This window comes from Pseudomonas monteilii NBRC 103158 = DSM 14164 (genome assembly GCF_000730605.1).
Taxonomy (GTDB): domain Bacteria; phylum Pseudomonadota; class Gammaproteobacteria; order Pseudomonadales; family Pseudomonadaceae; genus Aquipseudomonas; species Aquipseudomonas monteilii.
On record NZ_BBIS01000013.1, the window covers coordinates 37,350 to 61,479 of the forward strand.

The following is a 24,130-nucleotide window of genomic DNA, read 5'->3' on the forward strand; positions in this document are numbered from 1 at the left end:
AGCGGTCGCCATCGCAACCGAGATTTCAGCCTTGCCCCACACCCCCCAACGCCGCTGGTACCTCCCGGTCTCCCTGATCGCCGCCCTGGTGCTGTTGCCCCTGAGCGTGCTGCTGCTGTCCTGGCAGTCGATCGATACGCAAATCTGGTCGCACCTGCTCGACACCCAGATGGCCCGCCTGCTCAGCAACACGCTGACGCTGGTGGTGGGCGTCGGCATCGGCGTCACCGTGCTGGGCGTCAGCCTGGCCTGGCTCACCAGCCTCTGCGAGTTCCCCGGCCGGCGCTGGCTGGACTGGGCGTTGATGCTGCCATTCGCCATCCCGGCCTATGTGCTGGCGTTCGTCTTCGTCGGCCTGCTGGATTTCGCCGGCCCGGTGCAAAGCGCCCTGCGCGAGGTATTCGGGCCCATGCGCCTGCCACGGGTGCGCTCCACTGGCGGGGTGATCATCGTCCTGGTGCTGGTGTTCTACCCCTACGTCTACCTGCTGGCGCGCACGGCCTTCCTGGCCCAGGGCAAGGGCCTGATGGAAGCGGCACGGGTATTGGGGCTGTCACCGGTGCAAGCGTTCTGGCGCGTGGCCCTGCCCATGGCGCGGCCAGCCATCGGTGCCGGCATCGCCCTGGCCCTGATGGAAACGTTGGCCGACTTCGGCGCGGTGGCGGTGTTCAACTTCGACACCTTCACCACCGCCATCTATAAGACCTGGTACGGCTTCTTCAGCCTGTCCAGCGCTGCCCAGTTGGCGAGCCTGCTGTTGCTGGCCGTTATGCTGGTGCTGTACGGCGAGCGGCGTGCCCGGGGGGCCAGCCGTAGCGGCAACGAACGGCCACGGGGGCAGGCGTTGTACCACCTGCGCGGGGTCAAGGCGCTGCTGGCCAGCGGCTGGTGCCTGCTGGTGTTCGCCTGCGCCTTCGTCATCCCGCTGCTGCAGCTGCTGGCGTGGTTCTGGCAGCGTGGCCGACACGATCTGGACGAGCGTTATGTCGGCCTGGTGCTGCACACCCTGTACCTGGGTGGCATGGCGGCGCTGGTCACGGTGTGCGTGGCGCTGCTGCTGGCCTTTGCCCGCCGTCAGGCACCGACCGGTGGCATTCGCGCCGGGGTCGGCCTGGCCAACCTGGGCTATACCTTGCCAGGCTCGGTGCTGGCCGTGTCGATCATGCTGGCCTTCAGTTACCTCGATAACCACCTGGTGATCCCGCTGTCCAGTTGGTTGGGCGGGGCCGGTAAGCCGCTGTTGCTGGGCAGCCTCTCGGCGCTGCTGCTGGCCTACCTGGTGCGTTTCATCGCGGTGGCCTACGGGCCGCTGGAGAGCAGCCTGGAACGTATTCGCCCGTCGCTGCCCGAGGCCTCCCGCAGCCTGGGCGTCGGTGGCGCGAGATTGTTTTTCAGGGTGTATCTACCGTTGCTGGTACCGGGCGCGCTCAGTGCCGCGCTGCTGGTGTTCGTCGATGTGCTCAAGGAAATGCCGGCCACCTTGCTGATGCGACCGTTCGGCTGGGATACCCTTGCCGTTCGGGTGTTCGAGATGACCAGCGAGGGCGAGTGGGCGCGTGCCTCGCTGCCAGCATTGACGCTGGTGCTGGTGGGTCTGCTGCCGGTCATCGGCCTGATCCGCCGTTCGGCGCGTCGACCCGGTCACAGTCACTGAGGGTGCCAGCTTGCGACCTTGCGGCTACAATGCGCGGCATTCGCGCGGCGGGTCCTTACAACAAGAGCTGACGACCAACGTCATCGACCGCCGCCGCTTCGCCACGCCCGGAAGGAGAAACCCATGGGACAGCGCACGCTTTTGTATGACCTGCACCTGGCGCTAGGCGCCAAAACGGTCGATTTCGGTGGCTGGGACATGCCCCTGCACTATGGCTCGCAGGTCGAGGAGCACCACCAGGTGCGCAGTGACTGCGGCGTTTTCGATGTTTCCCACATGACTGTGATCGATGTCGAGGGCAGCGACGCCACCGCCTGGTTGCAGCGCTTGCTGGCCAACGACGTGGCCCGCCTCGACGACGTCGGCAAGGCACTGTACAGCCCGCTGCTGAACGCGCAGGGTGGGGTAATCGACGACTTGCTCGTCTACCGCACGGAAAACGGCTACCGTCTGGTCACCAATGCCGCCACCCGTGCCAAGGTGCTCGACTGGTTGCAGCAGCAGCGGGCCGGTTTTGCCGTGGACTTCCAGGCCCGGCCCGACTTGGCCATCCTCGCCATTCAGGGGCCACATGCCCGCGAAAAAGTCGCAGCGCTGCTCAGCCCTGCGCGCGCTGCACTCATCCGCGAGTTGCGTCCGTTCGAGGGCGTCAGCGAAGGCGACTGGTTCATTGCCCGCACCGGCTATACCGGTGAGGACGGCCTGGAGATCATCTTCCCGGGTGAGCAGGCCGTAGCCTTCTTCAACGACCTGGTCGGCGCTGGCATCGCGCCCAGTGGCCTTGGCGCCCGCGACACCCTGCGCCTGGAGGCCGGCATGAACCTGTACGGCCAGGATATCGATGAAACCCACACACCGCTGACGTCCAACCTGGGTTGGAGCATCGCCTGGGAGCCGGCCGAGCGCGACTTCATCGGCCGCAGCGGCCTGCTGGCGGAAATCGAGCACGGCGTGCAGGAAAAACTGGTCGGCCTCGTGCTGGAAGAGCGTGGCGTGCTGCGTGCCCACCAGGTGGTGCGCGTAGCCGGGATTGGCGAAGGGGAGATCACCAGTGGTAGTTTCTCGCCTACGCTGAGCAAGTCCATTGCCTTGGCGCGCGTGCCCATGGCCACCGGCGACCGGGCCGAGGTGGAAATTCGCGGCAAGTGGTACCCGGTGCGGGTCGTCAAACCGACCTTCGTGCGCCATGGCAAGATCCTGATCTGAACCATTTTTAACCGGCGGGCGTACCGCTGAGCCAATCGAGGAATTCAAGACATGAGCAATATCCCCGCCGACCTGCGTTTTGCCGAAAGCCACGAGTGGGCTCGCCTGGAAGCCGACGGCACTGTGACCGTGGGCATCAGCGACCACGCCCAGCAAGCCCTGGGTGACGTGGTGTTCGTCGAGCTGGCCGAAGTTGGCAAGGTGTTCGCTGCAGGCGACGCTGCTGGTGTGGTCGAGTCGGTAAAAGCCGCTTCGGACATCTACGCCCCGATCGGTGGCGAAGTGATTGCGGTCAACGAAGAACTGGCCGACAGCCCGGAGCTGCTCAACGAAGAGCCTTACGGTGCGTGGATCTTCAAGCTGAAGCCAAGCAACCCGGCCGAGCTGGACAAGCTACTGGATGCTGCTGGTTACGCCGCTGCTATCGGCGAGTAGGACCACGTCGCCTGCTTCGCGGCTAAAGCCGCTCCCAGGAACTGCGCCGCAGCCAAGGCCGGTGCGATCCCTGTAGGAGCGGCTTTAGCCGCGAAGAGGCCGGGCCTGCAAACAAGTTTTCCCGCAGCATCCCCGATCCCTTCCTAGACTTATAAGTCTCCATGAGACCCGGTCTAGGAAGAGAGCGTCGTCATGTCACAGTCGCCATCCCTGCATCAACTGCAAGAGCTCAACCCTTTCCTGCGTCGCCACTTGGGCCCCGATGCCGCAGAGCAGCAGGCCATGCTCAACGCCCTGGGTATTGCCACCCGCAGTGAGCTGATCGAGCAGACCGTCCCCCCCGACATCCGCCTCAACCGCCCCCTCGACCTGCCGCCAGCGTTGGACGAACAGGCCGCTTTGGCCAAGCTCGCCGCCTACGCCGAACAGAACCAGGTGTGGACCAGCCTGATGGGCATGGGCTACCACGGCACCATCACCCCTACGGTCATCCTGCGCAACGTGCTGGAAAACCCCGGCTGGTACACCGCCTACACGCCGTACCAACCCGAAATCGCCCAAGGCCGCCTGGAGGCGCTGCTGAACTTCCAGCAAATGGTCATCGACCTCACCGGGTTGGCGTTGGCCAATGCCTCGCTGCTTGACGAAGCGACCGCCGCCGCCGAAGCCATGGCCCTGGCCAAGCGGGTGGCGCGCAACAAGAGCAACGCCTTCTTTGCCGACGAGCACTGCCACCCGCAAACCTTGTCAGTGTTGAAGACCCGCGCCGAAGGCTTTGGCTTCGAGCTGATCGTCGACGCTGTGGATAACCTTGGCAAACACGCGGTGTTCGGTGCTTTGTTGCAGTACCCCGACACCCACGGCGAAGTGCGCGACCTGCGCCCGTTGATCGACCAGTTGCACAGCCAGCAGGCCTTGGCCTGCGTGGCCGCCGACCTGCTCAGCCTGGTAGTGCTGGCACCGCCCGGCGAGCTGGGTGCCGATGTGGTGTTGGGCTCGACCCAGCGCTTTGGCGTGCCGATGGGCTACGGCGGCCCCCACGCGGCCTACTTCGCCTGCCGCGACGACTACAAGCGGGCCATGCCGGGGCGCATCATTGGCGTGTCGCGCGATGCCCGTGGCAACACCGCGCTACGCATGGCCCTGCAAACCCGCGAGCAACATATCCGCCGCGAGAAGGCCAATTCCAACATTTGCACTGCCCAGGTGCTGCTGGCCAACATTGCCAGCTTCTATGCGGTGTACCACGGCCCGGAAGGTCTTCAACGCATCGCCCAGCGTGTGCATCGGCTGACCTTTATCCTGGCGGCAGGGCTTGAGGTCAAAGGCATCAAGCGCCTCAACCAGCACTTTTTCGATACCCTTACCCTGGATGTTGGCGGGGCCCAGGCGGCCATCATCGAAAGCGCCGAAGCTGCGCAGATCAACCTGCGGATCCTCGGCCGTGGGCACTTGGGCGTGAGCCTGGACGAAACCTGCAACGAACAGACGGTGCTGCGCTTGCTCGACATTTTCGCGGGGGTGGATCACGGCCTGGAAATTGCCGCCCTCGACCAGTTGGCCCTGCCTGAAGGCATCCCTGCCAACCTGGTGCGGCGCACACCTTTCCTCGCGCACCCGGTGTTCAATCAGCACCACAGCGAAACCGAAATGCTGCGCTACCTCAAACAGCTGGAGAACAAGGACCTGGCGCTGAACCAGTCGATGATCCCGCTGGGTTCCTGCACCATGAAGCTCAATGCCACCAGCGAGATGATCCCTATCACCTGGCCCGGTTTTGCGCAGCTGCACCCGTTTGCCCCGGCAGGGCAGGCCACGGGCTACAAGGCGATGATCGACGAGCTGGAAAGCTGGTTGTGCGCGATTACCGGTTTCGATGCCATCTGCATGCAGCCTAACTCCGGAGCCCAGGGTGAATACGCCGGGCTGATGGCCATTACCCGCTATCACCGCAGCCGCCATCAGCCACAGCGCACACTGTGCCTGATTCCCTCGTCAGCCCACGGCACCAACCCGGCTTCGGCGCAGATGGCCGGCATGGAGGTGGTGATCGTCGATTGCGACGACCATGGCAACGTCGACCTGGCCGACCTCAAAGCCAAGGCCCACGCAGCTGGCGAGCGCTTGTCGTGCCTGATGATCACTTACCCATCGACTCACGGCGTGTACGAAGAAGGCATTCGGGAAATCTGCGAGGTGGTGCATCAGCACGGCGGCCAGGTGTACATGGACGGCGCCAACCTCAATGCCCAGGTAGGCTTGGCGCGCCCGGCGGATATTGGGGCCGATGTTTCGCACATGAACCTGCACAAAACCTTCTGCATCCCCCACGGCGGTGGTGGCCCGGGCATGGGGCCGATCGGCATTCGCGCGCACCTCAAGCCGTTTGTCGCCAGCCACCCGGTGGTGCCGGTGCCTGGCCTGGACCCGAACAACAGCGCGGTCAGCGCCGCCCCTTGGGGCAGCGCGAGCATCCTGCCGATCAGCTGGATGTACATCGCCATGATGGGGCCGCAGTTGGCTGATGCCAGCGAGGTGGCCATTCTCTCGGCCAATTACCTGGCCAGCCAGCTGGGCGGTGCCTTCCCGGTGCTCTATCGCGGGCGCAACCAGCGCGTGGCGCACGAGTGCATCCTCGACCTGCGGCCGCTGAAAGCGCAGACCGGCATCAGTGAAGAGGATGTGGCCAAGCGCCTGATGGACTATGGCTTCCATGCCCCGACCATGTCATTCCCGGTGCCGGGCACGCTGATGGTGGAGCCGACCGAGAGTGAGTCGAAGGCCGAGCTGGACCGGTTTGTCGAGGCGATGCTGGCGATTCGTGCAGAGATTGCCGAGGTGCAGGAGGGCAACTGGCCGGCGGAAAACAACCCGCTCAAGCATGCGCCGCATACATTGGAAGATGTGTTGGGGGTGTGGGATCGGCCCTATACCCTGGCGCAGGCGGTGGCGCCCAGTGCGCATGTGCGCCAGCACAAGTACTGGCCAGCGGTGAACCGGGTCGACAACGTGTATGGGGACAGGAATCTGTTTTGTGCGTGTGTGCCGGTGGAGGCGTATCGCTAAACTCGGTGTTGGATTCTTCGCGGGCATGCCCGCTCCCACAGGAATTGCACAGGGCTCAAACCTCGCGCGATCCTTGTGGGGGCGAGCGACGCGGTTATTCGGCTACCGCATTCTTGGCCAGGATGGCATTCGCCAGCTCCATGTCAGAAGCCTGCATCCCCGGGTTCTCCGCCCGCACCTGCTTCAACGCCGCCTCCAGAAACGGCCCGCGAATGGCGCCTTCGCTGGCCACGAAGCTGCCGGCATCATCCTGTGCCGCTACTACCAGCTTGTGATCGTGCGAGGTCAGGTAGCTCGATGCCGTGGTCGCACCGGAAGTCATCACGTTACGCCAAAAGGTATCGGCCATGGCCGAGCCAATAGGCAGAGAAAGCAAGGCAGCGGCGGCGATGGCGGTTTTGAGACGCATGTTGAAACACCTCGAAGGGTGAGGGTTGAAGATGCGCCGTTGGATCTTTTCCGGTGAGGCAAGTTCCTTGAATACAAAGGACTTTTCGTCAGTTGCAGACGAGTAGCACTTCCTCTGGGCGGGTTTGCCCGCTAGCCACTTTGGCCTCCCCGCAACGGCGCAGGTCAATCAGTCCATCGGCCAGCGCCTGGCGCCGCAGATGGGTCAGGTCGGCGTTCGGTCCAATCAGGGCGCGCAGCTTCTCGCTGGGTTGCAGCAGTTCGAACAACCCTGTGCGCCCGTGGAAGCCAGTGCCACGGCAAGTTCGGCAGGTTGCTGATGCATGGGCCTGGCAGTCTGTGCACACCGTACGCACCAAGCGCTGAGCCATGACCCCGGCCAGGGTCGCCTTGATCAGGTAGTCGGCTACACCCAGCTCTTGCAGGCGGGTGATGGCCGAACAGGCATCGTTGGTATGCAGGGTCGACAACACCAAGTGCCCGGTCAGCGCTGCCTGCACTGCCACCAGCGCGGTTTCGCGGTCGCGGATTTCGCCGATCATGATGATGTCCGGGTCCTGGCGCAGCATGGCCCGCACCCCGTTGGCAAAACCCAGGTCCAGTGCAGGCTGCACCTGCAGCTGGTTGAAGGCGGGTTCCAGGCGTTCGATTGGGTCTTCGATGGTGCACAGGTTGACCTGTGGCGTGGCCAGCAGCTTGAGGCTGGCGTACAGCGTGCTGGTCTTGCCGGAACCCGTGGGGCCGGTGACCAGAATGATGCCCTGGCGCTGGCGCAGCAGGCTTTGCCACTGGGCCAGTTGCGGCCCTGCCAGGCCGAGGCGGTCGAAGCCCTCGTGCAGCTGGTGCGGGTCGAACAGGCGCAGTACCAGTTTTTCGCCGAACGGGGTCGGCAGGGTAGAAAGCCGCAGCTCCACCTCGCCGCCACCCGGCAGCCGGCTTTGCAGGCGACCGTCCTGTGGCCGGCGCTTTTCTGCAACATCCATGCGGCCCAGGTGTTTCAGGCGGCTGACCATCGCCAGGGTCACGTTGGCGGGAAAGGTATAAACGGTATGCAGCAGGCCATCGATGCGGTAGCGCAGTTGGCCCTGTTCGCGGCGAGGTTCCAGGTGGATATCGCTGGCGCGTTGCTCGATGGCGTACTGCAGCAGCCAGTCGACGATATGCACGATGTGCGCGTCGTCCGCGCTGGCCTCGGATTGACGCTTGCCCAGCTCCATTAGCTGTTCGAGCTCGCCTAGGCTGGCCGACTGCTGGTGTTGCGCGCCTTTCACCGACTGGGCCAAGCGCTGGAACGACTGCCCTGACTGGCGGATCTGCGCCGGGCTGGCCAGCACGCGGCGGATTGGCCGGCCTAGGCTGCGGGCCAGGTCTGCCTGCCAGTCATCCTGGTAGGGCTGGGCGCTGGCGACGGTGATGCTGGACGCGTCGGCGGCGACAATGAGGATGCCGTGGCGCTGGGCGAAGGCTGGGGAGATCAGGCCGGCGACCTGGGGCAGGTCGAGCTGCATGGGGTCAATGCGCAGGTAGGGCTGGCCGACCTTGCCGGCCAGCCATTGGCAGAGGCGGTCCAGGTCCAAAAGCTGGCCGGGGTGTTGGCGGTCTTGCCGTCCGCAGGCGGCGATCAGTTCCAGCGGGTGGCTTGCAGGGTGGGCGGCGGCGTGTTCGAGGACTTGCAGGGTGTCGTTGGCGTGCAGGTGCTGGTCGGCGAGCAGGGCTTCGAGCACGCGCTTGAGGTCGAGTGCCGGGTTGTCGGGAGTGTGCATGTTGGCGTCCGTGCCTGATGAGGGAGTCCTGACCAAGGCTAGACGGGTGGGGGAGGTGCACCGAAGCTGAAGGGTTTCGGGATTTTGCTGTGGCTATCAGACCACCGCCAGCTCCACCCGTTGCTGGTTGGTCAGGCTCACTTCACCCACACACACCAGGTTACGCAGTTTCTGCGCAATCACCTCGGCCCGGTGCCAGCTCAGCCCGCCAATGCCGACTTCGATATTCAACCAGTCGTCCTGCTGGCTGACCTGCACGCTGTGCGGCGTCAGGAACTGCAGGGCAAACAGGTTGAGCACCCGGCACAGGCTGTCGGGCTCGGCTTCCGCTTGCAGGCGGTAGTGCACGGTGCTGTGGGCGTTGCTGGCGGCCCAGGTGTCGGTACGGGGCTGTGCGTTCATGCTGGTCTCCGCGAATGTTGGAGAAATTCTTGCACGTTGAGGGCGGTATTTTTTCGCTATGATTTGGCTGTTTTTGGGACTAGTCGAATAGATCTATTCGAAAATTGCTTATTTGGAGAATCATCGATGCACAGTGAGCTGGATGCCTACGACCGTCGTATTCTTGAGTTGCTACAGGAAGACGCTTCGCTGTCCAGCGCGCAGATCGCCGAGCGTGTGGGGCTGTCGCAATCGCCGTGCTGGCGGCGCATTCAGCGGTTGAAGGAGGAGGGGGTGATTCGTGGGCAGGTGACCTTGCTGGACCGCAAGAAGGTCGGCCTGAACACGCAGATTTTCGCCGAGGTGAAGCTCAATGCGCACGGGCGCTCCAACTTCACCGAATTCACCGAGGCGATTCGCGGGTTTGCGGAGGTGCTGGAGTGTTATGTGCTGATGGGGTCGGTGGACTTTCTGCTGCGGATCGTCACATCGGACATCGAGGCTTACGAGCGCTTCTTCTTCGAAAAACTGTCGAACGTGCCGGGTATTCAGGAAGTGAATTCGATTGTGGCGTTGTCTGAGATCAAATCCACCACCAGCCTGCCACTGTCGCGTTGAAGCATTCACGGGCATGCCCGCTCCCACAGGTATTGCGCCAAGCCTGAGGCCTGCGCTGTACCTGTGGGAGCGGGCGAGCCCGCGAAGAAGGCGACGCGGTATCACGCCTTGAGCAGATGCTTCCAGCCGCGGCTCTGATCCACCGCCCGAGCTTGCTCGATACGTGCTTCCAGCAACTCAGCGGTGATCGATTGCTCCGCCCGTTCATCGCTGATTGGTTGTACCGCCAGCTCATGCAGCTTCTTCAGGTCGCCATACAGGCGGTCCATCTGCGGCGCTTCGAGCACCTGGCGGGCATGGTGCAGCCAGGCCAGCAGCTGTTCGATTCGTGGCAATTGCTCGGCCAGGTCTTCCGGGCGCTGGGTGTACAGCGGCAGCTTCAACGCGCGGCCTTCTTCGCCCAGCAGGTGCCCCAGCCAGCTGGCCAGCTGCGCCTTGCCCTGACGCTCGCCACGGCCCTTGCGCTCGGCGGTCCAGGCGCGGGCCAGCAGCCAGCGCGAAGTTTCCAGCGAGAACTGGCCCCAGCGCACGTCTTCCAACTCTTCGGCGAACTGCTCGGGCGCGGCGCGGCGAATGTCTTCGTCATCGTTGCCGGCCTGCACCAGCGGGCGCCAGTCTTCCAGCAGGGCGTCCAGGCTACTGCGCAGGTCGCGGGTAGTGGCGCGCGGCGCGGCCTGGCCCAGGCTGGCGGTGATGGCGCGCAGCTCGCTCAGGCACTCGACCCAGTCCTGCAGCAGGCGCCAGTGGCCGTTGTGGCGGTATTGCTCGGCCAGACGCTGGCTGCTGCCCAGCAGTTGCCAGGCCAGGGCGGCGTAGGCATCGTCCACGGCCATTTCGGCGTCCAGCTCGGTGTGCGGCAGGCTCAGCTCGTAACTGTCCGGCTCAAGCAGGCGGTAGCCACGCTCGGCCTTGCTGATGTCGCAAGGCATCAGGGGCAGGCTGGCGGCCAGCTCGGCGGCCAGCTCCAGCAGGGCTTGTGGTTCGCCTTCGCGCAGTTCCAGCTCCAGCTCGCAGATTTCTTCCTTGCGCTTGCCGGCGATCACGAAGCCTTGGTCCAACGCAGCCTCGATCACGACTTTGCTCTTGCCACGGCCCCAGGCGATTTCGGCGTATTCACGGCTGAAGTCGGTGGTGAACAGTGGCTTGATGGTTTTCTTGTCCAGGTTGGCCAGTTGCTCGGGCCAGCAGGTGGCGTCCAGCTTTTTCAGGTCGAGCTTGACCTTGTCCAGGTTCCACTCGTACTCGTTGCGCTCGGACAGGCCTGCCACGCTGGTGCCGCGGCACTTGAGGGTCTGGATGACCGCGTCGCCGTCGCGGCGCAGGCGCAGGGCAACACGGGCGGCGGACAGCTCACGCTCGGGGGTGTCGAAGTACTGGTTGAGCAGTTCGCGGGTCTGCCAGCCGGACTTGTTGCGCTTTTTCAGCAGAGGGTGCTCGCGCAGGGCGGCAAGGGTCTCGCGGCTGGCGCGGAGCTTCAGTTCGGTTTCTTTGTGCATCACAGACTCGAAGGGGGGCGTGGTTGACGCAGAGTCTACAGCAGTCCGCCGCCAACGGTTTATTCCAGACAGCGGATAGTCCTATGATGGGTAACGCTTCCGAGGAGTATGCGCATGCCGTTGCCGACGCTGAAAGACCAGTTTGCCGCCTTGATCGCCGCGCCTTCGGTCAGTTGCACCCAGCCCGCGCTGGACCAGTCCAACCGCCAGGTCATCGACCTGTTGGCCGGCTGGCTTGGCGACCTGGGTTTCAAGTGCGACATCCAGCAGGTCAGCCCCGGCAAGTTCAACCTGCTGGCCAGTCGTGGCAACGGCCCGGGCGGCCTGGTGCTGGCCGGGCACAGCGACACCGTACCTTACGACGAACAACTGTGGGCCAGTGACCCGCTGAAGCTGACCGAGGTCGATGGCCGTTGGGTCGGCCTGGGCAGCTGCGACATGAAGGGCTTCTTTGCCCTGGTCATTGAAGCCGTCATCCCGCTGCTGGAGCACGACTTCAAGCAGCCATTGCTGATTCTGGCCACTTGCGACGAAGAAAGCTCCATGTCCGGTGCCCGCGCCCTGGCCGAGGCCGGCCGGCCGCTGGGCCGCGCGGCGGTAATCGGCGAGCCGACCGGGCTACGGCCGATCCGCATGCACAAGGGCATCCTCATGGACCGCATCGACATCCTCGGACGCAGCGGCCATTCGTCGGACCCAAGCCTGGGCCGCAGCGCCATGGAGGCCATGCACGCGGTAATGGGCGAACTGATGGGCTTGCGCCAGCAATGGCAGCAAACCTACCGCAACCCGCAGTTCACCGTGCCGACGCCGACCCTGAACTTCGGCTGTATCCACGGGGGTGACAACCCCAATCGCATCTGTGGCCAGTGCGCCCTGGAATTCGACCTGCGGCCGTTGCCGGGCATGGACGTGGAGCAACTGCGCGCCGCCATTCGCGAGAAGCTGGTGCCGGTGGCCGAGCGCCATGATGTGCGCATCGACTACGCGCCGCTGTTCCCGGAGGTACCGCCGTTCGAGCAGGCCGCCGATGCCGAGCTGGTGCAAGTGGCGGAGCGCCTGACCGGCCACCGCGCCGAAGCGGTGGCGTTCGGCACCGAAGCGCCTTATCTTCAGCAGCTGGGCTGCCAGACTCTCGTGCTGGGCCCTGGCGACATCGCCTGTGCCCACCAGCCCGGCGAATACCTTGAAATGTCACGAATCGAGCCTACCGTGCGTCTATTGCGTGACCTGATCCGGCACTATTGCCTGAACTAAACGTCCATTGACCTGATTCGTTCCTGCCTAGAGGAGACCGCGCGTGACCGCAAGCCTGTTTCGACGATGATCCTGAACGCCCCTGTACCGCCGTTCTCCGTCCACTTATCCACAGGCCCTGTCATGCCCGACTACGTCAACTGGCTGCGTCATGCCTCCCCGTACATCAATGCCCATCGCGACTGCACCTTCGTGGTCATGCTCCCAGGCGATGGGGTGGAACACCCTAATTTTGGCAACATCGTCCACGACCTGGTGCTGCTGCACAGTCTTGGCGTGCGCCTGGTGCTGGTGCATGGCTCGCGCCCGCAGATCGAAAGCCGCCTGGCTGATCGCGGCCTGACCCCGCACTACCACCGTGGCCTGCGCATCACCGATGCCGCCACCCTGGATTGCGTGATCGATGCCGTCGGCGCCCTGCGCCTGGCCATCGAGGCACGCTTGTCGATGGACATCGCCGCTTCGCCCATGCAGGGCTCGCGCTTGCGCGTGGCGTCCGGCAACCTGGTCACGGCGCGGCCGATAGGCGTGCTCGAAGGCGTGGACTACCACCACACCGGCGAAGTGCGCCGGGTCGACCGCAAGGGCATCAGCCGCCTGCTCGACGAGCGCTCCATCGTGCTGCTGTCGCCGCTGGGTTACTCGCCCACCGGCGAAATCTTCAACCTGGCCTGCGAAGACGTGGCCACCCGCGCTGCCATCGAGCTGGGCGCCGACAAGCTGCTGCTGTTCGGCGCAGAGCCGGGGCTGCTGGATGCAGATGGCAAGCTGGTGCGCGAGCTGCGCCCACAGCAGGTTGCGCCACATCTTCAGCGTTTGGGCAGTGATTACCAGGGCGAGCTGCTGGATGCCGCCGCCGAGGCCTGCAAGGGCGGTGTGGCGCGTAGCCATATTGTCAGTTATGCCGAAGACGGCGCGTTGCTGACCGAGCTGTTCACCCGTGGCGGTGGCGGTACGTTGGTGTCGCAGGAGCAGTTCGAGGTGGTGCGCGAGGCGACCATCGAGGACGTGGGTGGCTTGTTGGAGCTGATCAGCCCGCTGGAAGAGCAGGGCATTCTGGTGCGCCGGTCGCGTGAAGTGCTGGAACGGGAAATCGAGCAGTTCAGTGTGGTGGAGCGCGAGGGCATGATTATCGCCTGTGCGGCGCTGTACCCGATTGCTGACTCCGAGGCAGGGGAGCTGGCGTGCCTGGCGGTGAACCCGGAGTACCGCCATGGCGGGCGTGGGGATGAATTGCTGGAGCGTATCGAGAGTCGGGCGCGGCAGATGGGGTTGAATACCTTGTTCGTGCTGACGACGCGCACGGCGCACTGGTTCCGTGAGCGCGGGTTTGCGCCTAGTGGGGTTGAGCGGCTGCCGGCGGCGCGGGCTTCGTTGTACAACTACCAGCGTAATTCGAAGATTTTCGAGAAGGCTCTGTAAGCCTGTGCCGGCCTCTTCGCGGGTATACCCGCGAAGCAGGCGACGCGGTCCGGAATGAAAAACGCCGCCCTTGTGGGCGGCGTTTTGGTTTACACGGTGTGCAGGTACCAGTTGTACTCAAGGTCGGAGATGGAGTGCTCGAACTCCTCCAGCTCGCTCTCCTTGCACGCGACAAAGATGTCGATGTACTTCGGATCGATGTACTTGTTCAGGATCTCGCTGTCGTCCAGCTCGCGCAGGGCATCGCGCAGGTTGTTCGGCAGGCTCTGCTCCAGTTGTTCGTACGAGTTGCCTTCAATCGGCTCACCCGGCTCGATCTTGTTGGTCAGGCCATGGTGCACACCGGCCAGCACGGCAGCCATCATCAGGTACGGGTTGGCGTCGGCACCGGCCACGCGGTGCTCGATGCGCACGGCGTCCGGCGAGCCGGTCGGCACGCGCAAGGCCACGGTGCGGTTGTCCAGGCCCCAGCTCGGCGCGTTCGGTACGTAGAACTGTGCGCCAAAGCGGCGGTACGAGTTCACGTTCGGGCAGAGGAACGCCATGGACGCGGGCAGGGTCTCGAGCACACCGCCGACAGCGTGACGTAGCGCGGCGTTCTGCTCGGGATCCTCGCTGGTGAAGATGTTGTTGCCATCTTTGTCCAGCACGGAAATGTGTACATGCAGGCCGTTGCCTGCCTGGCCCGGGTAGGGCTTGGCCATGAAGGTGGTGTCCATTTCATGGTCGTAGGCGATGTTCTTGATCAACCGCTTGAGCAGTACCGCGTAGTCGCAGGCCTTGAGCGGGTCGGCCACGTGGTGCAGGTTGACTTCGAACTGCGCCGGGGCGCTTTCCTTGACGATGGCGTCGGCCGGGATGCCTTGCTCTTTCGCGCCTTCGAGGATGTCCTGCAGGCAGTCGGCATATTCGTCGAGGTCGTCGATCAGGTACACCTGGGTCGACTGCGGGCGTTTTCCCGAAATTGGCGAGCGCGGCGGCTGCGGGCGGCCGTTCACGTTCTCCTGGTCGATCAGGTAGAACTCCAGCTCGAACGCGGCACAGATGGTCAGGCCCATTTCGGTGAACTTGCTCACCACCTGGCGCAGCACTTCACGCGGGTCGGCGAAGAACGGCTCGCCTTCCAGCTCGTGCATGGTCATCAGCAGCTGGGCAGTCGGGCGTTTTTGCCAGGGTTCGTTGGAGAGGGTGCCAGGGATCGGGTAGCAGATGCGGTCAGCATCGCCGATGTCCAGGCCCAGCCCGGTGCTTTCGACGGTGGAACCGTTGATGTCCAGGGCGAAGAGGGAGGCAGGCAGGTTGATGCCTTTCTCGTAAACCTTGTGGAGGCTGGTGCGCTCTATGCGCTTGCCACGCACCACACCATTCATATCTGCAATCAGAAGGTCAACGTAGAGAACCTCAGGATGTTCCTTAAGGAACGCGTTCGCTTCGTTAAGCTGAACGGCACGCGGGGGTACCGACATGATGCAACACCTTTGTTGTTAAAAATATCAATCAAGGGGGGCTTGCAGGACCAGTCAATCGAAAAGCCATACTGATGTCAAGCCAACCCCATGATGCCCTGAAATGGCACATCTACGGCAGATTTGCTGCATATCGGGGCAAGCCATTATCCGCTATTTCCCGCGTAAAGGGCTATCTCCGACACGCCGTGTTTTATTTTTTACGGAGGTGTTGTGTAAAAAAATGAACAAGGCTAAGCTCGGTCTCAACCCAAAACACAATAATACGAGGGTCACATGGTCCGCTTGCCGCGACCTGAAAGCACTGCCTGCGCAGTGCCGTCGGGTACATCCGCCGTTTTTGCAAGCTTCGTCAATGGCGTGGCCGCCCTGGCCGCAATAATTGACGTTTGGCGCTCCCGGGCCCGCCCTCGTAGCGGCTTGCCGCTCTTCGCTTCGTCTTCCTGCCTTTCGAACTCATTACGGACACAGCTGTTTTCAGTGTATCCACTGTGGCTCTGCGCGGGGGTTTTTGCTTTAGCAATGTACTCCATCCAGAATCAGAGCGTGGACCACCTTACCTCCTGAGGTATTTATGAGTAACAACCTCGACCAGCTCACCGATTGGTTGAAAGAGCACAAGATTACCGAAGTCGAATGCATGATCAGTGACCTGACCGGCATCACGCGCGGCAAGATTTCGCCTACCAACAAATTCATCGCCGAAAAAGGCATGCGCCTGCCCGAGAGCGTGCTGCTGCAGACCGTGACCGGCGACTACGTCGACGACGACATCTATTACGAACTGCTCGATCCGGCAGATATCGACATGATCTGCCGCCCTGACGAGAAGGCCGTGTTTCTGGTGCCGTGGGCCATCGAGCCGACCGCGCAGGTGATCCACGACACCTACGACAAGAAGGGCAACCCGGTCGAACTGTCGCCGCGCAACGTGCTGAAAAAAGTGCTCAAGCTCTACGCCGACAAGGGCTGGCAGCCGATCGTCGCGCCCGAGATGGAGTTCTACCTGACCAAGCGCAGCGAAGACCCGGACTTCCCGCTGCAGCCACCGGTTGGCCGTTCGGGCCGCCCGGAAACCGGACGTCAGTCGTTCTCGATCGAAGCCGCCAACGAATTCGACCCGCTGTTCGAAGACGTCTACGACTGGTGCGAACTGCAACAGCTGGACCTGGATACGCTGATTCACGAAGACGGCACGGCGCAGATGGAAATCAACTTCCGTCACGGCGACGCGCTGCATCTGGCCGACCAGATCCTGGTGTTCAAGCGCACCATGCGCGAAGCGGCGCTCAAGCACAACGTGGCCGCTACTTTCATGGCCAAGCCGATGACCGGCGAGCCGGGCAGTGCCATGCACCTGCACCAGAGCGTGGTCGACGTGGCCACCGGCAAGAACATCTTCAGCAACGAAGATGGCAGCATGAGCGCGCTGTTCCTCAACCACATTGGTGGCCTGCAGAAGTTCATCCCCGAGGCGCTGCCGCTGTTCGCCCCTAACGTCAACTCGTTCCGCCGCTTCCTGCCTGATACCTCGGCGCCGGTAAACGTGGAGTGGGGCGAAGAAAACCGCACCGTCGGCCTGCGCGTACCGGATGCCGGCCCGCAAAGCCGCCGCGTCGAGAACCGCCTGCCGGGCGCCGACGCCAACCCGTACCTGGCCATCGCCGCGAGCCTGCTGTGTGGCTACATCGGCATGGTCGAAGGCATCGAGGCCAGTGCGCCGGTACAGGGCCGTGGCTACGAACGCCGCAACCTGCGCCTGCCGCTGACCATCGAAGACGCCCTGGAACGCATGGAAAACAGCCGCGCGCTGGTGCAGTACCTGGGCAAGAAGTTCATCACCGGCTACGTCGCCACCAAGCGCGCCGAGCACGAGAACTTCAAGCGAGTCATCAGTTCCTGGGAGCGTGAGTTCCTGCTGTTTGCTGTCTGATCAACTTGGTGCCGCAGGATGCGGCTGTCGAACAACGGAGAAGCACATGAGCGTCAACAACCCGCAAACCCGTGAATGGCAAACCCTGAGCGGGGAGCATCACCTCGCGCCCTTCAGCGACTACAAGCAGCTGAAGGAGAAGGGGCCGCGCATCATCACCAAGGCCCAGGGTGTGCATTTGTGGGATAGCGAGGGGCACAAGATCCTCGACGGCATGGCTGGCCTGTGGTGCGTGGCAGTGGGTTATGGCCGTGAAGAACTGGTGCAGGCGGCAGAAAAGCAGATGCGCGAGCTGCCGTACTACAACCTGTTCTTCCAGACTGCCCATCCGCCTGCGCTGGAACTGGCCAAGGCAATCTCCGACGTGGCGCCGCAAGGCATGACCCATGTGTTCTTCACCGGCTCCGGCTCCGAAGGCAACGACACCGTGCTGCGCATGGTCCGCCATTACTGGGCGCTGAAAGGTAAGCCACAGAAGCAGACCATCATCGGCCGCATCAACGGCTACCACGGCTCCACCGTGGCTGGTGCCAGCCTGGGCGGCATGAGCGGCATGCACGAGCAGGGCGGCCTGCCGATCCCGGGCATCGTGCATATCCCGCAGCCTTACTGGTTTGGCGAAGGCGGCGACATGACCCCGGATGAGTTCGGGGTGTGGGCGGCCGAGCAGCTGGAGCAGAAAATCCTCGAAGTCGGCGTAGACAATGTCGCCGCCTTCATCGCCGAGCCGATCCAGGGCGCCGGCGGCGTGATCATCCCGCCGGAAACCTACTGGCCGAAGGTGAAGGAGATCCTCGCCAAGTACGACATCCTGTTCGTCGCCGACGAAGTGATCTGCGGTTTCGGCCGTACCGGCGAGTGGTTCGGCTCCGACTACTACGACCTCAAGCCTGACCTGATGACAATCGCCAAGGGCCTGACTTCCGGTTACATCCCAATGGGCGGTGTGATCGTGCGTGACACCGTGGCCCAGGTACTCAGCGAAGGCGGCGACTTCAACCACGGCTTCACCTACTCCGGCCACCCGGTAGCGGCCGCCGTGGGCCTGGAAAACCTGCGCATCCTGCGTGACGAGAAAATCGTCGAGAAGGCGCGCAGCGAAACGGCACCGTATTTGCAAAAGCGTTTGCGTGAACTGCAGGACCACCCTCTGGTGGGCGAGGTACGCGGCCTGGGCCTGCTCGGCGCGATTGAGCTGGTCAAGGACAAGGCCACCCGCAGCCGTTACGAAGGCAAGGGCGTGGGCATGATCTGCCGCACCTTCTGCTTCGAAAACGGCCTGATCATGCGCGCGGTGGGTGACACCATGATCATTGCGCCGCCGCTGGTGATCAGCCATGCAGAGATCGACGAACTGGTGGAAAAGGCACGCAAATGCCTGGACCTGACGCTCGAAGCGATTCGTTGACAGTTTGCTAGGCTAGCGATGTGACATTAAGTCGTTACAAGGCCCTGCTTTCCTTGATACAGAGCCTTGTAACTTGCCAGACTAGCGGCTGTTTCAGTCGCCGCGCGCTCTGCACCGTAGGTCCTGGCTGCTGAACAGATGGCTAATTAAAAAATTCTGGAGCATTACGCATGAATAAAATGGGCAAGACGTTGCTGGCCGCCGCCCTGATGGGTGCCATGGCTACCGCTGTTCAGGCTGAAGACAAGGTGTTGAACGTCTACAACTGGTCGGACTACATCGCACCAGACACCATCGCCAAGTTCGAGAAGCAGACCGGTATCAAGGTCAAGTACGACGTCTTCGACAGCAACGAAACCCTCGAAGCCAAGCTGCTGGCCGGCAAGTCGGGCTACGACATCGTGGTGCCGTCCAACAACTTCCTGGCCAAGCAGATCAAGGCCGGTGTGTACGAAGAACTGGACCGCTCCAAGCTGCCGAACTGGAAGAACCTCGACACCGACCTGCTCAAAGCCGTTGGCGACGCCAGCGACAAGGACAACAAGCACGCCTTCCCGTACATGTGGGGTTCGATCGGCATCGGCTACAACCCGGAGAAGGTCAAGGCCGCGCTGGGCGTGGACAAGATCGACTCGTGGGACGTGGTGTTCAAGCCTGAGAACATCGCCAAGCTCAAGAGCTGCGGCGTGAGCTTCCTCGACGCCCCGACCGAAATGCTGCCAGCCGCGCTGCACTACCTGGGCCTGCCGACCGACAGCACCAAGAAAGAAGACCTGAAGGCCGCCGAGGACCTGTTCCTCAAGATCCGTCCTTCGATCACCTACTTCCACTCGTCCAAGTACATCGGCGACATGGCCAACGGCAACATCTGCGTGGCCGTCGGTTACTCGGGTGACCTGGAGCAGTCCAAGGCCCGCGCACACGAAGCTGGCGACAAGGTCAAAGTGGACTACGTGATTCCGAAAGAAGGTGCCGGCACCTTCTACGACATGGTCGCCATCCCGAAAGATGCCGAGCATAAAGACGCTGCCTACCAGTTCATGGACTTCCTGATGCAGCCGGAAATCATGGCTGAAATCACCAACGCCGTGCGCTTCCCGAATGGCAACGCTGCCGCTACCCCGTTCGTGGACAAAGACATCACCAGCGACCCGAGCATCTACCCGCCAGCCGAAGTGAAGAAGCAGCTGTACGCAATCGCTGCGCCTGAAGCTTCTGCCCAGCGTGTGATCACCCGAAGCTGGACCAAGATCAAGTCGGGCAAATAACCCCGATGCGGCACCTCTGGGTCGGGGTTTCCCGGCCCAGAGCCAGTGAAAGGCAATTGATGATTGCGGCATCGAAGCTGCGAAGGTAAGTTGCGCGCCGGTTTTGCGTGTGCGGCAGCATTGTCGCTACCCAGGCACTGATTGTGAGGAGCACCCACTTGTCTATTTCTGTAATCCGCAAGGCCTTGATGGCTGGTGCGGGCCTGACGCTGGCATGCAGCGTCCAAGCGGCGCCTACGGTGCACTTCTACAACTGGTCCGACTACATCGGCCCGACCACACTCGCGGACTTCGAGAAAGCCACGGGCATCAAGCCAGTGCAGGACGTGTTCGACTCCAACGAAACCCTGGAAGGCAAGCTGCTGGCCGGCAATACCGGCTATGACGTGGTGGTGCCGTCCAACCATTTCCTTGGCAAGCAGATCAAGGCGGGCGCGTTCCAGAAGCTCGACAAGAAACTGCTGCCCAATTATTCCAACCTCGACCCGGCGTTGATGAAGCGCCTGGAAAAGAACGACCCGGGCAACCAGTACGCCGTTCCCTACCTCTGGGGCACCAACGGCATTGGTTACAACGTCGACAAGGTGAAGGCCGCGTTGGGCGTGGACACCATCGACTCTTGGGCCGTCTTGTTCGAGCCCGAGAACATGAAGAAACTCTCCAAGTGCGGTGTTGCTTTCCTCGACTCGGCGGATGAAATGCTCCCGGCGGTGCTCAACTACATGGGGCTCAACCCCAACAGCACCGACCCCAAGGATTACGCAAAAGCCGAGCAGAAGCTGCTGGCCGTACGCCCGTACGTGACCTACTTCCACTCGTCCAAGTACATCACCGACCTGGCCAACGGCGACATCTGCGTCGCGGCAGGCTTCTCGGGTGATGTGTTCCAGGCCAAGGCCCGCGCTGAAGAAGCGAAGAAGGGCGTGAACCTGGCCTACGCCATTCCCAAGGAAGGCGGCAACCTCTGGTTCGATGTGCTGGCGATCCCCAAGGACGCCAAGAACGTCAAAGAGGCGCATGCCTTCATCAACTATTTGCTGAAACCTGAGGTTATCGCCCAGGTCAGTGATTACGTCGGTTACGCCAACCCGAACCCCAAGGCTGGCGACCTGATGGACCAGGCCGTGAGGACTGACGCCGCGGTTTACCCACCGCAGGAAGTGCTGGACAAGATGTTCGTGAACTCAGAGTTGCCACCCAAGGTGCAACGGCTGATGACCCGTAGCTGGACCAAGGTCAAGTCGGGCAAGTAATTATCCAGACCCGCAGCGCACCTGCAGACCAGGCCGCGCGGGCACAAAAATCTTGTTGGGAGTTTCACTCATGGCAGTTGCCTCCGGTGCCTATAAAAAAGCCCTCGAGGGTGGCCAGCAACCCAAGCAGGTGCTGGTCAAGATCGACCGGGTTACGAAAAAATTCGACGAAACCGTAGCCGTGGACGATGTGTCCCTGGAAATCCGCAAGGGCGAGATCTTCGCCCTGCTGGGTGGCTCCGGCTCGGGCAAGTCCACCTTGCTGCGCATGCTGGCCGGCTTCGAGCGCCCGACTGAAGGGCGGATTTTCCTCGATGGCGTCGACATCACCGACATGCCGCCTTACGAGCGGCCAATCAACATGATGTTCCAGTCCTATGCGCTGTTCCCACACATGACCGTGGCGCAGAATATCGCCTTCGGCCTGCAGCAGGACAAGATGCCCAAGGCCGAGATCGACGCCCGCGTGGCCGAGATGCTCAAGCTGGTACACATGACCCAGTACGCCAAGCGCAAGCCGCACCAGCTGTCGGGTGGCCAGCGTCAACGTGTGGCCCTGGCACGCTCGCTGGCCAAGCGCCCCAAGCTGCTGCTGCTCGACGAGCCGATGGGCGCGCTGGACAAGAAACTGCGTTCGCAGATGCAGCTGGAACTGGTAGAGATCATCGAGCGCGTGGGTGTGACCTGCGTGATGGTGACCCACGACCAGGAAGAGGCCATGACCATGGCCCAGCGCATTGCCATCATGCACCTGGGCTGGATCGCCCAGATCGGCTCGCCGGTGGACATCTACGAGACCCCGACCAGCCGCCTGGTGTGCGAGTTCATCGGTAACGTCAACCTGTTCGAAGGCGAAGTGGTCGACGACGCCGAAGGCCACGCGATCATTGCCAGCCCGGAGCTTGAGCGCAAGATCTACGTGGGCCACGGCATCACCACCTCGGTGGAAGACAAGCACATCACCTACGCCTTGCGCCCGGAAAAGATGCTGGTTACTACCCAGCAGCCGACCTGCGAGCACAACTGGTCGCGCGGCAAGGTACACGACATCGCCTACCTGGGTGGCCATTCGGTGTTCTACGTGGAGCTGCCGAGCGGCAAGATCGTCCAGTCGTTCGTCGCTAACGCCGAGCGCCAGGGCACCCGCCCGACCTGGGGCGATGAAGTGTACGTATGGTGGGAAGATGACAGCGGCGTGGTACTGCGGTCATGAAACTGCGCAAGCTCAAGCGAGCCTTCCAGCGCCTGACCCCGCAGGGGCGGCATGTGGTGATCGGCGTGCCGTTCATCTGGCTGTTCCTGTTCTTCATGCTGCCGTTCTTCATCGTGTTGAAGATCAGCTTTGCCGAAGCCGACGTGGCGATCCCGCCGTATACCGAGATCTATAGCTACGTCGAAGACAAGATCCAGTTGGTGCTGAACCTGGCCAACTACGGCCTGCTGACCGAGGATGAGCTGTACCTCTCGGCCTACCTGGGCTCGCTGAAGATGGCGTTCTTCAGCACCCTGCTGTGCCTGCTGATCGGCTTCCCAATGGCCTACGCCATTGCCAACGCCAAGAAGGAGACGCAGACCGTATTGCTGCTGCTGATCATGATGCCGACCTGGACCGCGATCCTGATCCGCGTCTATGCCTGGATGGGCATTCTCAGCAACAACGGCCTGCTCAACGGCTTCTTGCTGTGGACCGGGTTGATCGACCAGCCGCTGCAAATCCTCAACACCAACCTGGCGGTGTACATCGGCGTGGTCTATTCGTACCTGCCGTTCATGATCCTGCCGCTGTTCGCCAACCTGGTGAAGCATGACCCTTCGTTGCTGGAGGCCGCTTCGGACCTGGGTTCGAGCACCTTCAACAGCTTCTGGAAAATCACCGTACCGCTGTCGAAAAACGGCATCATCGCCGGCTGCATGCTGGTGTTCATCCCGGTGGTGGGTGAGTTCGTGATCCCTGAACTGCTCGGCGGCCCGGAAACCCTGATGATCGGTAAGGTGCTGTGGCAAGAGTTCTTCAACAACCGTGACTGGCCGGTGGCCTCTGCCCTGGCGGTAGTGATGCTGGCGATCCTGATCGTGCCGATCCTGCTGTTCAACCGCAGCCAGGCTAAAGAAATGGAGGGCCGCGCATGAAACGCTTCAGTTTCTCCAAGCTGATGCTGGTGCTGGGCTTGCTGTTCATCTACCTGCCGATGCTGATCCTGGTGATCTACTCGTTCAACGCCTCCAAGCTGGTGACGGTGTGGGGTGGCTGGTCGATCAAGTGGTACGTCGGCTTGCTCGACAACACCCAGCTGATGGGTTCGGTGATGCGCTCGCTGGAAATCGCCTGCTACACGGCGGTGGCCGCGGTGGCACTGGGTACCCTGGCGGCCTTCGTGCTGACCCGCGTCACCCGCTTCAAGGGTCGCACGCTGTTCGGTGGCCTGGTCACCGCGCCGCTGGTAATGCCCGAGGTGATCACGGGTCTGTCGCTGTTGCTGCTGTTCGTGGCCATGGCGCAGATGATCGGCTGGCCCCAGGAGCGTGGCATCGTCACCATCTGGATCGCCCACACCACGTTCTGTGCGGCGTACGTGGCGGTGGTGGTGTCGGCACGCCTGCGTGAGCTGGACCTGTCGATCGAAGAAGCGGCAATGGACCTGGGTGCCAAGCCGTGGAAGGTGTTCTTCCTGATCACCATCCCGATGATCGCGCCATCGCTGGCGGCGGGCGGCATGATGTCGTTCGCGCTGTCGCTGGATGACCTGGTGCTGGCCAGCTTCGTGTCCGGCCCGGGTTCGACCACCTTGCCGATGGAAGTGTTCTCGGCGGTGCGCCTGGGCGTGAAGCCCGAGATCAACGCCGTGGCCAGCTTGATTCTACTGTCGGTGTCGCTGGTGACCTTCTTTGTCTGGTACTTCAGCCGCCAGGCCGAAGAGCGTCGTCGCAAGGCGATTCAGCAGGCGATCGAAGAGGGTGCGGCGGCCAATGCCTCGCAGCCACAGGTCAAGCGCCCGGCGCAGGTTGCGGCTTCGGCCTGACTGTGTAGACATCCCCGCAGGGTTTCGGCTCTGTGGGGTGTCAGGGCAGCCAGGTGCATGGCTGGCCATTGTTAGC

At 62.7% G+C, this 24,130-nt stretch carries 19 protein-coding genes; 14 read left to right on the forward strand and 5 right to left on the reverse strand.

The features are described from left to right. The first annotated feature begins 31 nt into the window (after positions 1-31). The 4 genes from PM2_RS08505 to gcvP all read left to right on the forward strand — a co-directional run bounded on the left by PM2_RS08505 (position 32) and on the right by gcvP (position 6,361). Complete coding sequence (locus PM2_RS08505) at positions 32-1,654, forward strand: ABC transporter permease (protein WP_028698409.1); 1,623 nt, start codon at positions 32-34, stop codon at positions 1,652-1,654. Positions 1,655-1,777: 123 nt separating this feature from the next. Then, positions 1,778-2,860 (forward strand): glycine cleavage system aminomethyltransferase GcvT, encoded by a 1,083-nt coding sequence (gcvT, locus tag PM2_RS08510; protein WP_028698410.1) that lies wholly within the window; start codon positions 1,778-1,780, stop codon positions 2,858-2,860. A gap of 51 nt (positions 2,861-2,911) precedes the next feature. Beyond that, entirely contained in the window at positions 2,912-3,295 is a 384-nt protein-coding gene (gene gcvH, locus PM2_RS08515) for a glycine cleavage system protein GcvH (protein ID WP_016712603.1), read from the forward strand. 192 nt (positions 3,296-3,487) lie between these two features. Further along, on the forward strand, positions 3,488-6,361 hold the full coding sequence (gcvP, locus tag PM2_RS08520) for an aminomethyl-transferring glycine dehydrogenase (RefSeq protein ID WP_028698411.1): 2,874 nt from the start codon (positions 3,488-3,490) through the stop codon (positions 6,359-6,361). Between the two features lie 94 nt (positions 6,362-6,455). Here gcvP and PM2_RS08525 read toward each other — a convergent pair whose 3' ends face one another. The 3 genes from PM2_RS08525 to PM2_RS08535 all read right to left on the reverse strand — a co-directional run bounded on the left by PM2_RS08525 (position 6,456) and on the right by PM2_RS08535 (position 8,934). Further along, positions 6,456-6,770: a DUF2388 domain-containing protein gene (locus PM2_RS08525; protein ID WP_019098663.1), complete on the reverse strand. Its 315-nt coding sequence runs from the start codon at positions 6,768-6,770 to the stop codon at positions 6,456-6,458. 88 nt (positions 6,771-6,858) lie between these two features. Then, the gene (locus tag PM2_RS08530) at positions 6,859-8,532 is read right to left on the reverse strand and encodes a GspE/PulE family protein (RefSeq protein WP_028698412.1); all 1,674 of its coding nucleotides are present in this window, start codon (positions 8,530-8,532) and stop codon (positions 6,859-6,861) included. A 96-nt stretch (positions 8,533-8,628) separates the two neighbouring features. After that, positions 8,629-8,934 carry an ACT-like domain-containing protein gene (locus PM2_RS08535; protein ID WP_016712599.1) on the reverse strand — a complete coding sequence of 102 codons (306 nt, stop codon included), beginning with the start codon at positions 8,932-8,934 and terminating at the stop codon, positions 8,629-8,631. A 126-nt stretch (positions 8,935-9,060) separates the two neighbouring features. Between PM2_RS08535 and PM2_RS08540 the strand changes: the two genes are divergently transcribed. Continuing rightward, positions 9,061-9,531, forward strand: coding sequence for an Lrp/AsnC family transcriptional regulator (locus tag PM2_RS08540; protein ID WP_016712598.1), 471 nt, complete (start codon positions 9,061-9,063; stop codon positions 9,529-9,531). A gap of 101 nt (positions 9,532-9,632) precedes the next feature. On the opposite strand, the gene PM2_RS08545 is transcribed toward PM2_RS08540, so the two are convergent. Further along, positions 9,633-11,027 (reverse strand): CYTH domain-containing protein, encoded by a 1,395-nt coding sequence (locus tag PM2_RS08545; RefSeq protein ID WP_028698413.1) that lies wholly within the window; start codon positions 11,025-11,027, stop codon positions 9,633-9,635. A 114-nt stretch (positions 11,028-11,141) separates the two neighbouring features. On the opposite strand from PM2_RS08545, the gene argE reads away from it, so the two are divergent. After that, positions 11,142-12,284, forward strand: coding sequence for an acetylornithine deacetylase (gene argE / locus PM2_RS08550; protein ID WP_028698414.1), 1,143 nt, complete (start codon positions 11,142-11,144; stop codon positions 12,282-12,284). A 123-nt stretch (positions 12,285-12,407) separates the two neighbouring features. Beyond that, complete coding sequence (gene argA / locus PM2_RS08555; protein WP_016712595.1) at positions 12,408-13,706, forward strand: amino-acid N-acetyltransferase; 1,299 nt, start codon at positions 12,408-12,410, stop codon at positions 13,704-13,706. A gap of 89 nt (positions 13,707-13,795) precedes the next feature. Here the strand turns inward: argA and PM2_RS08560 are convergent, their stop codons facing one another. Continuing rightward, positions 13,796-15,172, reverse strand: coding sequence for a glutamine synthetase family protein (locus PM2_RS08560; protein WP_016712594.1), 1,377 nt, complete (start codon positions 15,170-15,172; stop codon positions 13,796-13,798). Positions 15,173-15,746: 574 nt separating this feature from the next. Here PM2_RS08560 and PM2_RS08570 point away from each other — a divergent pair. From PM2_RS08570 to PM2_RS08600, 7 genes are all read left to right on the forward strand, one after another. After that, a complete protein-coding gene (locus tag PM2_RS08570) occupies positions 15,747-17,105 on the forward strand; it encodes a glutamine synthetase family protein (RefSeq protein ID WP_016712592.1) in 1,359 nt (452 codons plus the stop codon). Between the two features lie 46 nt (positions 17,106-17,151). Beyond that, the gene (locus PM2_RS08575) at positions 17,152-18,513 is read left to right on the forward strand and encodes an aspartate aminotransferase family protein (protein ID WP_016712591.1); all 1,362 of its coding nucleotides are present in this window, start codon (positions 17,152-17,154) and stop codon (positions 18,511-18,513) included. A 170-nt stretch (positions 18,514-18,683) separates the two neighbouring features. Beyond that, positions 18,684-19,781: a polyamine ABC transporter substrate-binding protein gene (locus PM2_RS08580; protein WP_016712590.1), complete on the forward strand. Its 1,098-nt coding sequence runs from the start codon at positions 18,684-18,686 to the stop codon at positions 19,779-19,781. A 158-nt stretch (positions 19,782-19,939) separates the two neighbouring features. Beyond that, positions 19,940-21,034, forward strand: a complete 1,095-nt coding sequence (locus PM2_RS08585; protein WP_016712589.1) for a polyamine ABC transporter substrate-binding protein — start codon at positions 19,940-19,942, stop codon at positions 21,032-21,034. A gap of 70 nt (positions 21,035-21,104) precedes the next feature. Further along, complete coding sequence (potA, locus tag PM2_RS08590) at positions 21,105-22,247, forward strand: polyamine ABC transporter ATP-binding protein (protein ID WP_016712588.1); 1,143 nt, start codon at positions 21,105-21,107, stop codon at positions 22,245-22,247. Next, positions 22,244-23,164 (forward strand): ABC transporter permease subunit, encoded by a 921-nt coding sequence (locus PM2_RS08595; RefSeq protein ID WP_016712587.1) that lies wholly within the window; start codon positions 22,244-22,246, stop codon positions 23,162-23,164. Before potA ends, PM2_RS08595 begins: the two co-directional genes overlap by 4 nt. Then, on the forward strand, positions 23,161-24,054 hold the full coding sequence (locus tag PM2_RS08600) for an ABC transporter permease subunit (protein WP_016712586.1): 894 nt from the start codon (positions 23,161-23,163) through the stop codon (positions 24,052-24,054). Before PM2_RS08595 ends, PM2_RS08600 begins: the two co-directional genes overlap by 4 nt. Positions 24,055-24,130: the final 76 nt, after the last annotated feature.

Excerpts from the sequence above, each read along its gene's own strand:
- PM2_RS08560 (WP_016712594.1), bottom strand. The coding sequence starts at position 15,172 with ATGTCGGTACCCCCGCGTGCCGTTCAGCTTAACGAAGCGAACGCGTTC.
- PM2_RS08595 (WP_016712587.1), top strand. The coding sequence starts at position 22,244 with ATGAAACTGCGCAAGCTCAAGCGAGCCTTCCAGCGCCTGACCCCGCAG.
- argA (WP_016712595.1), top strand. The coding sequence starts at position 12,408 with ATGCCCGACTACGTCAACTGGCTGCGTCATGCCTCCCCGTACATCAAT.
- PM2_RS08575 (WP_016712591.1), top strand. The coding sequence starts at position 17,152 with ATGAGCGTCAACAACCCGCAAACCCGTGAATGGCAAACCCTGAGCGGG.
- PM2_RS08540 (WP_016712598.1), top strand. The coding sequence starts at position 9,061 with ATGCACAGTGAGCTGGATGCCTACGACCGTCGTATTCTTGAGTTGCTA.
- gcvT (WP_028698410.1), top strand. The coding sequence starts at position 1,778 with ATGGGACAGCGCACGCTTTTGTATGACCTGCACCTGGCGCTAGGCGCC.
- gcvP (WP_028698411.1), top strand. The coding sequence starts at position 3,488 with ATGTCACAGTCGCCATCCCTGCATCAACTGCAAGAGCTCAACCCTTTC.
- potA (WP_016712588.1), top strand. The coding sequence starts at position 21,105 with ATGGCAGTTGCCTCCGGTGCCTATAAAAAAGCCCTCGAGGGTGGCCAG.
- PM2_RS08570 (WP_016712592.1), top strand. The coding sequence starts at position 15,747 with ATGAGTAACAACCTCGACCAGCTCACCGATTGGTTGAAAGAGCACAAG.
- PM2_RS08600 (WP_016712586.1), top strand. The coding sequence starts at position 23,161 with ATGAAACGCTTCAGTTTCTCCAAGCTGATGCTGGTGCTGGGCTTGCTG.
- argE (WP_028698414.1), top strand. The coding sequence starts at position 11,142 with ATGCCGTTGCCGACGCTGAAAGACCAGTTTGCCGCCTTGATCGCCGCG.
- PM2_RS08530 (WP_028698412.1), bottom strand. The coding sequence starts at position 8,532 with ATGCACACTCCCGACAACCCGGCACTCGACCTCAAGCGCGTGCTCGAA.
- PM2_RS08535 (WP_016712599.1), bottom strand. The coding sequence starts at position 8,934 with ATGAACGCACAGCCCCGTACCGACACCTGGGCCGCCAGCAACGCCCAC.
- PM2_RS08525 (WP_019098663.1), bottom strand. The coding sequence starts at position 6,770 with ATGCGTCTCAAAACCGCCATCGCCGCCGCTGCCTTGCTTTCTCTGCCT.
- gcvH (WP_016712603.1), top strand. The coding sequence starts at position 2,912 with ATGAGCAATATCCCCGCCGACCTGCGTTTTGCCGAAAGCCACGAGTGG.
- PM2_RS08580 (WP_016712590.1), top strand. The coding sequence starts at position 18,684 with ATGAATAAAATGGGCAAGACGTTGCTGGCCGCCGCCCTGATGGGTGCC.
- PM2_RS08545 (WP_028698413.1), bottom strand. The coding sequence starts at position 11,027 with ATGCACAAAGAAACCGAACTGAAGCTCCGCGCCAGCCGCGAGACCCTT.